The 1,150-nt window shown below is 38.0% G+C and carries 2 protein-coding genes; one reads left to right on the forward strand and one right to left on the reverse strand.

Annotated elements, in window-relative coordinates:
• A partial coding sequence (locus ADA01nite_RS08955) for a hypothetical protein (protein WP_218029544.1) occupies positions 1-369 on the forward strand: 369 nt, incomplete at its 5' end.
• A 42-nt stretch (positions 370-411) separates the two neighbouring features.
• Here ADA01nite_RS08955 and ADA01nite_RS08960 read toward each other — a convergent pair.
• Positions 412-1,020 (reverse strand): hypothetical protein, encoded by a 609-nt coding sequence (locus ADA01nite_RS08960; RefSeq protein WP_146809616.1) that lies wholly within the window; start codon positions 1,018-1,020, stop codon positions 412-414.
• Positions 1,021-1,150 lie beyond the last annotated feature (130 nt).

A 1,150-nucleotide genomic window follows, 5' to 3' on the forward strand; every position in this document is an offset into this window, starting at 1 on the left:
GATTTTCACAGAAAAAATATATTTTTTCTTTGGTTATATAAGATATATCTCCCTCACATAGTTATAATAAGGATAATAATTCCAAAAATGAAGGGGGATGTAAAAGTGGAGTTTTGGATAAGTGTAATAGGTGTAACTATTATTATGTATATCGTATCTGCGATCTTATTATCCTTAAGTTTTATAGGCTCCAAAAAAGTGATGTATCGAAAGCTGTTCTTTTTAAGCTTTTCAGTTTCATTACTACTTTCTGCGATTTATCAATACCGAATGGGTAACTCAATCATTGCCGGCTTATTGATAGTATGGGGACTCGTATTCCCAGTTCTAGGATTTAGATCTATTAAAAATAAAAATTTATCAAAATAAAAAATAGAGCCAGCAAACCGTAGCTGGCTCTACTCTTGTGCGTTATTGAGGAGAAACCCACACAACAGGCGGAACACCCAACATATAAGTTACCTTCACACCATTTCCTTCGTTTTGTGAAGTGAGCCAACCGGCACCGAGTCCTAAAATGAAGGAAGCAACACCGAATGGAAGTGACCTTCCAAGAAGCTGTTTAATAACATAGTTAAGCCCTTCAGCAGTTGCGCCATTTAGCGACATATATCCTGCTACACGTCCAGTATCTGTGCTATTTAAGTAGAATGTTCCACCCCACCATTCTCCAACGCCCCATTTGGTTACCCCGCCTGAAACCGTTGCGGTTGCAGAGATGGTTGAGCTTTGTTGAACGGTAGTTTCACCGCGCAGATATACTTTTTTGTTTTCATCTGAAACGAAATTCCCTTTTCGAATCTCTTCGTTCACATAATTCATACTTGTCATGATGGTATTAAATACGTCAGCCTCAATCCCAAGCTTCTTCGCTGTTTTTTCATCGATGTTTGCTTTGAACGTTCCATCTTTTGTTCGTTCAACATAGCGGTCTAATAGTTTAATTGCTTTTTCATATGTTGCTGCAATGTTTTGATTATCTTTTTGTTTTTTCCCCTTTTCCACTTTTTCATCTTTCATAATTTATCGCACCTATTAATAGAACCACCATGGCATCTCAGCCGCAATCCTGACATGAAAATTACGGGAAGGAGGGCTGAATTTTACGGTGCGAAGGAAAAGAGAAAGGAGAACGGGGGAATGATTTCAA

It is taken from the genome of Aneurinibacillus danicus (assembly GCF_007991215.1).
Classification (GTDB): Bacteria; Bacillota; Bacilli; order Aneurinibacillales; family Aneurinibacillaceae; genus Aneurinibacillus; species Aneurinibacillus danicus.